Genomic DNA, 6,594 nt, shown 5'->3' with positions numbered 1-6,594 from the left:
GCGCACACAGTGCTCACCGACCAGCGGCTCGGCAATCAGCTTCACCCGATCAGACCACTACCGGTCGTAGGCTCGCTGATCAGTTCCCATTAGGCGCGCACGGCGATGGTCGACAGCAGATCGGCCAGCCGGTCCGGTCGGTCGACCATCGAGAAGGTGCGGGCGCCGTCGATGACCTCGAGGCGGGCCCCCGGGATGATCTTCGCGAGGCGTTCACCGTCGCCGAGTTCGAAGAACACGTCGTCGGCCGACCACGCGATGAGTGTCGGCTTGTCGAATTCGGGCAGCCGCTCGGCCACCTTCGTGGTGACCTCGGTGCGCAACGAAAGCGTGAACTGCCGGAGATCCTCGGCGATCGCGGGATTCGACAGCGCGGTACGCACCCACTCGTGGGTGAGCGCGTCGATGTTCGAGTGCGCCAGCCCGGCGTATGCCCGCTTGCGCACGGCCGGGATCCGCACGGCCTGGGTGCCGACCCGGAACAGTGCCTTGGATTTCGCCGCCGCGATGAGCGGTTTGAGGATCGGCGGCGGAAAGTGTTCGAACGCATCGCAACTCGTCAATACGAGGGCGCCGATCCGCTCCGGATGATGCACCGCGACCAGTTGCGTGACCACGCCGCCCGTGTCATTGCCGACCAGCACGACGTCGTCGAGATTCAGCGCGGTCAGGGTGTCGGCGACGATGTTCGCCACACCTGTGATGCTCCGGTCGACGCCGGGCCGCAGCGGCTCGGGGTGGGCACCCAGCGGCCAGGTCGGGACGATGCAGCGGAGGCCCTGCGAGGCCAGCCGGGCGCTGACCTGCCGCCACAGCTGACCGCCCATCATGTAGCCGTGCACGAAGACGACCGGCCTGCCGTCGGTTGGTCCGAATTCCTCGTAATGGATGGTTCCGGCGTTAATCTCAATGGTCGACATGGATGACTCCCAGCTCGATACACATTTACAAACAGCGTGTCCGTAACTTACCAACAGGGTGTATGGAAAACAAGAGACGTACCCAGGAAGAGCGTTCTGCGGCGACCCGCGAGGCGCTGATCGCTGCCGCCAGGAGACTGTGGGGCGAACGTGGGTATGCCGAGGTCGGCACGCCGGAGATCGCCACGGCCGCCGGCGTTACCCGTGGGGCGATGTATCACCAATTCGCTGACAAGGCAGCGCTTTTCCTCGCGGTGGTGGAGGTGGTGGAGCAGGACGTGATGGGCCGTCTGGCGGCCGAGGTGGCGGCATCGGGTGCGACGACGCCGGCCGACGCGATCCGGGCCGCAGTCGACGGCTGGCTGGAGGTGTCCGGTGATCCCGAGGTGCGGCAGTTGGTCTTGCTGGACGCCCCGAGTGTGCTCGGTTGGGCGGGCTTCCGCGACGTCGCGCAGCGCTACAGCCTCGGGATGACGGAGCAGCTGCTGGCCGAGGCGATCAAGGCAGGCCAGCTCGCCAAGCAGCCGGTGCGGGCGCTGGCTCATGTGCTGATCGGTGCGCTCGACGAGGCGGCCATGGCCATCGCCACCGCCGAGGATCAGAAAAAGGCCCGCCGCGAGATCCGGCAGGTGTTGCGCCGTTTGGTCGACGCGATGTTCACCCCCTGAGTGCCGAAACGGCATTCCAGCAGGAAAAGTCCGAGTAGGGACCTGCTGGAATGCCGTTTCGCGGGGGAGCGGGAGGAGCCCTAGCGCTCGGCGCGTTGGTAGGCCGTCACGACGGCGGCGCCGCCGAGGCCGATGTTGTGTTGCAGGGCCGCGTTGACTCCGTCGACCTGACGCTTGTCGGCGGTACCGCGCAACTGCCAGGTCAGCTCGGAGCACTGGGCCAGGCCCGTCGCGCCCAGCGGGTGACCCTTGGAGATCAGCCCACCGGAGGGGTTGACCACCCAGCGACCGCCGTAGGTGGTGTCGTTGTTGTCGATCAGCCGCGGGGCTTCACCCTCACCGCACAGGCCCAGGGCCTCGTACAGCAGCAGCTCGTTGGCGGAGAAGCAGTCATGCAGCTCGATAACCTGGAAGTCCTCGGGACCGAGACCGGACTGCGCGTAAACCTGCTGTGCGGCTTGGACATTCATGTCGTAGCCGATGATATTGGCGGCGCTGCCGTCGAAGGTCGAAGCGAAGTCGGTAGTCATCGCCTGACCGACGATCTCGACGGCCTGCCCGGCCAGGCCGTGCTTGTCGACGAACGCCTCGCTGGCCACGATCGCCGCGCCCGACCCGTCGGAGGTGGGGGAGCACTGCAGCTTGGTCAGCGGATCGGAGATCATCTTGGCGCCCAGGATGTCGTCGAGGGTGTACTCGTCCTGGAACTGCGCATACGGGTTGTTCACCGAATGCTTGTGGTTCTTGTAGCCGATCTTCGCGAAATGCTCGGCGGTGGTGCCGTACTTCTTCATGTGCTCACGGCCGGCGGCGCCGAACATCCACGGTGCGACGGGGAAGGCGAACTCGTCGATCTCGGCCAGCGCCTTGACGTGCTTGCCGAGCGGGGACTCGCGGTCCTGCGCACCCGCCTGAAGCGAGCCGGGCTGCATCTTCTCGAAGCCCAGCGCCATGGTGCAATCGGCCAGGCCGCCGCGAATCGCCTGTGCGGCAAGGTAAAGCGCAGTCGAGCCGGTGGAACAGTTGTTGTTGACGTTGACGATCGGGATGCCGGTCATGCCGAGCTCGTAGAGCGCGCGCTGGCCCGAGGTCGAATCACCCGAGCAGTACCCGACGTAGCCCTGCTGAACCTGGTCGTAGGAGATGCCGGCATCCTCGAGCGCCTTCGTGCCCGACTCGCGCGCCATGTCGGGGTAATCCCAACCCTCGCGCCGACCTGGTTTCTCGAACTTCGTCATCCCCACACCGACGACGAACACTTTGTTAGCCATGCAACGGAACATACTTCATCGCGAAACCGGGTCAACCGTCTTCAACTGGAGCTGTCGCAGCCGCACCACCAGCGCTGCCCCGGCCAGCACGGAGAACACCCCGAGCTGCCACCAGTTGGCCGGATTGCCGCCGTCGCGGTCCAAGAAATGATTGACCGCGTGCAGGGTGTTGGCCACCAGGAATCCCGTCAACACCACGGCGATCACGTCGCGCCACCAGAGCGCGAACAGCATGGTCACCGCGATGCCGATCTGGAAGACGCCGGCATCGTGCAGGAAGTGGACGTGGTTGGGCCAGTTCGCCCATTGGGCGAACGACGCTGGGTCGATACGCATCCACACCCCGGTCACCAGCATGCTCAACGCCGCGAGGACCACGACGATCTGAATGAATTTCATCTGCATCACCATCAGACGGCACAGCCCGCCGGGATGTGACAGTCACGTTTGGCCGGGCTGTCTCGTCCACGGAGCATGACCTACCTCGCGGACCATTCCCTGCTGCTGACCGTGCCGGCATTTCTCCCCGCGGTCCTGGTGGTGCTCGCCGTCTCGTACGCCGCGCGGCGGGGACGTACTTCCGCTGACGACGAGGGTGGTGTAGACCAGTAGAACGTGTTCTAGTTTCGCCGAGGAGGGGTCTTGACGCTCAAAGTCGTGCAGTGGGCAACCGGTGGCGTCGGCGTGGCCGCGATCAACGGCGTGCTGGAACACCCTGACCTGGAGCTGGTCGGCTGTTGGGTGCACTCGGACGCCAAGAACGGCAAGGATGTCGGCGAGCTCATCGGCACCGAGCCGATCGGGATCACCGCGACCAACAGCACCGAGGAGATCCTGGCACTCGACGCGGACGCGGTGATCTACTCGCCGCTGATCCCGAACCCCGACGAGGTGGCCGCGCTGCTGCGCTCGGGCAAGAACGTGATCACCCCGGTCGGCTGGCTGTACCCGAGCGAGAAGCAGGCCGCACCGATGCGGGCCGCGGCACTGGAAGGCAATGCCACGCTGCACGGCACCGGCATCGCGCCCGGCGGGATCAGCGAGAAGTTCCCGCTGGTGTTCTCGGCGATGGCGACGGGGGTGAACTTCGTTCGTGCCGAAGAGTTCTCCGACCTGCGCACCTATGACGCGCCCGACGTGGTGCGTCATGTCATGGGATTCGGCGGTACCCCCGACACCGCGCTGAGCGGGCCGATGCAGAAGATGCTCGACGGCGGCTTCATCCAGGCCGTCAAGATGGTCGTCGACCAGATCGGGTTCAAGATCGATCCACGGATCCGCGCCACCCAGGAGATCGCGGTGGCCACCGCGCCCATCGATTCGCCGATCGGCGTGATCGAACCCGGCCAGGTGGCAGGCCGCAAGTTCCACTGGGAGGCTCTCGTCGACGGCGAACCCGTCGTGCGGGTCACTGTGAACTGGCTGATGGGGGAGGAAAACCTCGACCCCGCATGGAATTTCGGGCCGGCTGGGCAGCGCTACGAGATGGAGGTCCGCGGCAACCCGGACTTCACCGTCATCATCAAGGGCTTCCAGTCCGAGGCCGGTGAGGAGGGCCCAGAGTCCGGCGTCGTCGCGACCGCCGCGCACTGCGTCAACTCGGTGCCCGCGGTGTGCGAGGCCGAGCCCGGCGTCGTCACCTACCCCGATCTGCCGCTTATCACGGGTAAGGCCCGCCGAACCTGAGCTTGTGTGCGAGATTTTCGCGAAAACTCGCACATGTCTTCAGATTCGGCGCGTAGCCCCTCAGGGCCGCACCAGGATCCGGATCGGATTGCCCTCCTGGCGCTCCAGCTTGTCGATGCCGAGGGCAATATCCTCCAGCGACACGATCTCGCTGATCGAGCGGGAGAGGTCCAGACGGCCCAGCGACACCAGCGTCGCCAACGTGGAGATGTCGACGTTCTGATAGCCCAGGTGGCCGAGCACCTGCTTCTGAGTAAGGCCGAACAACGACGTCGGACCGATCGTCGGCTCCTGGGCACTCATCCCGACCGCGACCAGTCGGCCGCCGACGGTCAGTTGGCTCAGCGCCTGCTCGAACGTCGACTTGAGTCCCACCGCGTCGAACGCCACGTCCAGACCACGGCCGCCGGTGACGTCGGCGATCTTCTCGCCCAGTCGCTCGTCGGCGGCGTCGAACGCATAATCGGCGCCGAGCTCCAGCGCGCGCTCCAGCACCTCGGGCTTGATATCGATGGCCACCACCGGCACCGCGCCCACCAACCGCGCCAGCTGAGCGATGTGCGTACCGACACCACCCAGTCCCCACACCCCGACCGACTCGCCGATCCCGACCTTGCCGGTGCGCACCACAGCGCCGTACGGCGTCGACACCGCGTCGGCGAGGATCGCGGCCTGCTCCAGTGGCACGTTGTCCGGAACTCGCGTCAGCCCGACCGCCTGCGCCAACGTGTATTCGGCCCATGCCCCGTCATAAGCGAAGGCCATCAACCGGATTCGCATGCAATTGGCGATGTCGCCGCGAGCGCAGTTCGGACATTCCATGCAGGGCCGGCCCGCCGCCACGATGACGCGGTCGCCCTCGGCCCAACCGGTGACGCCGGGGCCGAGCCGGGCGATGGTGCCCGACGCCTCGTGGCCCTGCGTCACCACCGGGGCCTGCGCCGGGAAGGTGCCGTTGATCAGGCTCAGGTCGGAATGGCAGATCCCGCAGAACGCCACCTTGACCAGAACCTCGCCCGGCCCCGGTTCCGGGATCGGAACATCCTCCACCACAACTCTTTTGGTGTCAGCGTAGAAGCGCTCGGCCCGCATGGTCGGCCCAAGATCGGATGTCATGGCGTCCCCTTCTTCTACCCGGCTACTATCGGAAATCATGGCACTTCATCGGGTGGGCTGAGGGCATGTGCCGATTGTTCGGTCTGCACGCCGGGCGCCGGCTCGTGCCGGCGACCTTCTGGCTACTGGACGCGCCCGACAACCTTGCCGAGCAGAGCAGGCACAACCCCGACGGTACCGGCCTGGGCGTATTCGGGGCCGACGGCGTCGGAGTCTTGCACAAGGAGCCCGTCGCGGCCTGGCAGGATTCCGAATTCGCCACGGAGGCGCACGATGTCACCGCTACGACGTTCATCGCGCACGTCCGTTACGCGTCGACCGGGGCGCTCGACGTTGCGAACACCCATCCCTTCCTCCAGGATGGCCGGATCTTCGCGCACAACGGCGTCGTCGAAGGATTGCCGGCCCTCGATGAGCGGCTGAAAGAACTGGGAGCCGCAGACCTGGTCAAAGGCCAGACCGACTCCGAACGCGTCTTCGCGCTCATCACCGCAGCCGTCCGGGCGAACGACGGTGACGTCGGCGCGGGCGTCGTCGAGGCCATCGGCTGGCTGGCCGACAACGTGCCGATCTACGCCGTCAACCTCCTGCTCAGCACGGCAACCGACATGTGGGCCCTGCGCTACCCCGATACCCACGACCTGTACGTGCTCGACCGCAGAAACCCGGCACAGCGCCGTCTCCGCCTGCGCAGTGCTCGGATCCGTGCCGAATCCGAGCACCTGACCTCCCAGCCATCGGTGGTGTTCGCCAGCGAACCGATGGACGGTGAGGACTGGCAGCTCATCGCCCCCGGCGAGTTGGTTCATGTCGACGCGGACCTGCGGATCGACCGGCAGCCGGCATTTCCGGACCCGCCGCGTCACGTGCTGCACCGCGACGACCTGTCCGAGAAGGCGGCCGCGTCGCAGCACGCGTAGCTGCCCCTCGAGG

8 protein-coding genes are annotated in these 6,594 nt (G+C 66.3%); 4 read left to right on the top strand and 4 right to left on the bottom strand.

Features of this window, described 5'->3' with window-relative positions; all coding sequences use genetic code 11:
* Positions 1-89 precede the first annotated feature (89 nt).
* Positions 90-920 (bottom strand): alpha/beta fold hydrolase, encoded by an 831-nt coding sequence (locus AC4ELS_RS26220; protein ID WP_463805451.1) that lies wholly within the window; start codon positions 918-920, stop codon positions 90-92.
* A gap of 62 nt (positions 921-982) precedes the next feature.
* Here AC4ELS_RS26220 and AC4ELS_RS26215 point away from each other — a divergent pair, with 62 nt between their 5' ends.
* Positions 983-1,588 carry a TetR/AcrR family transcriptional regulator gene (locus AC4ELS_RS26215; RefSeq protein ID WP_463794828.1) on the top strand — a complete coding sequence of 202 codons (606 nt, stop codon included), beginning with the start codon at positions 983-985 and terminating at the stop codon, positions 1,586-1,588.
* Positions 1,589-1,668: 80 nt separating this feature from the next.
* Here AC4ELS_RS26215 and AC4ELS_RS26210 read toward each other — a convergent pair whose 3' ends face one another.
* On the bottom strand, positions 1,669-2,859 hold the full coding sequence (locus tag AC4ELS_RS26210; protein WP_463794826.1) for a lipid-transfer protein: 1,191 nt from the start codon (positions 2,857-2,859) through the stop codon (positions 1,669-1,671).
* Between the two features lie 15 nt (positions 2,860-2,874).
* Positions 2,875-3,258 (bottom strand): hypothetical protein, encoded by a 384-nt coding sequence (locus AC4ELS_RS26205; RefSeq protein ID WP_236734934.1) that lies wholly within the window; start codon positions 3,256-3,258, stop codon positions 2,875-2,877.
* Positions 3,259-3,333: 75 nt separating this feature from the next.
* Here AC4ELS_RS26205 and AC4ELS_RS26200 point away from each other — a divergent pair, with 75 nt between their 5' ends.
* The gene (locus AC4ELS_RS26200) at positions 3,334-3,471 is read left to right on the top strand and encodes a hypothetical protein (protein WP_165609848.1); all 138 of its coding nucleotides are present in this window, start codon (positions 3,334-3,336) and stop codon (positions 3,469-3,471) included.
* 30 nt (positions 3,472-3,501) lie between these two features.
* On the top strand, positions 3,502-4,545 hold the full coding sequence (locus tag AC4ELS_RS26195) for an NAD(P)H-dependent amine dehydrogenase family protein (protein ID WP_064960082.1): 1,044 nt from the start codon (positions 3,502-3,504) through the stop codon (positions 4,543-4,545).
* 60 nt (positions 4,546-4,605) lie between these two features.
* Here the strand turns inward: AC4ELS_RS26195 and AC4ELS_RS26190 are convergent, their stop codons facing one another.
* Positions 4,606-5,661 carry a zinc-binding dehydrogenase gene (locus AC4ELS_RS26190; protein WP_055116794.1) on the bottom strand — a complete coding sequence of 352 codons (1,056 nt, stop codon included), beginning with the start codon at positions 5,659-5,661 and terminating at the stop codon, positions 4,606-4,608.
* Positions 5,662-5,726: 65 nt separating this feature from the next.
* Here AC4ELS_RS26190 and AC4ELS_RS26185 point away from each other — a divergent pair, with 65 nt between their 5' ends.
* Positions 5,727-6,581, top strand: coding sequence for a class II glutamine amidotransferase (locus AC4ELS_RS26185; protein ID WP_064960083.1), 855 nt, complete (start codon positions 5,727-5,729; stop codon positions 6,579-6,581).
* The last annotated feature ends 13 nt before the right edge of the window (positions 6,582-6,594 follow it).

It is taken from the genome of Mycobacterium shunyiense (assembly GCF_058270035.1).
Note: the sequence above shows the minus strand (reverse complement) of the source record. Positions and strands in the feature narration are given on the sequence as shown.

Bases quoted from the DNA above. Each gene is read 5' to 3' on its own strand.
- AC4ELS_RS26205 (WP_236734934.1), bottom strand. From the start codon at position 3,258: ATGAAATTCATTCAGATCGTCGTGGTCCTCGCGGCGTTGAGCATGCTG.
- AC4ELS_RS26210 (WP_463794826.1), bottom strand. From the start codon at position 2,859: ATGGCTAACAAAGTGTTCGTCGTCGGTGTGGGGATGACGAAGTTCGAG.
- AC4ELS_RS26190 (WP_055116794.1), bottom strand. From the start codon at position 5,661: ATGACATCCGATCTTGGGCCGACCATGCGGGCCGAGCGCTTCTACGCT.
- AC4ELS_RS26215 (WP_463794828.1), top strand. From the start codon at position 983: ATGGAAAACAAGAGACGTACCCAGGAAGAGCGTTCTGCGGCGACCCGC.
- AC4ELS_RS26185 (WP_064960083.1), top strand. From the start codon at position 5,727: ATGTGCCGATTGTTCGGTCTGCACGCCGGGCGCCGGCTCGTGCCGGCG.
- AC4ELS_RS26220 (WP_463805451.1), bottom strand. From the start codon at position 920: ATGTCGACCATTGAGATTAACGCCGGAACCATCCATTACGAGGAATTC.
- AC4ELS_RS26200 (WP_165609848.1), top strand. From the start codon at position 3,334: ATGACCTACCTCGCGGACCATTCCCTGCTGCTGACCGTGCCGGCATTT.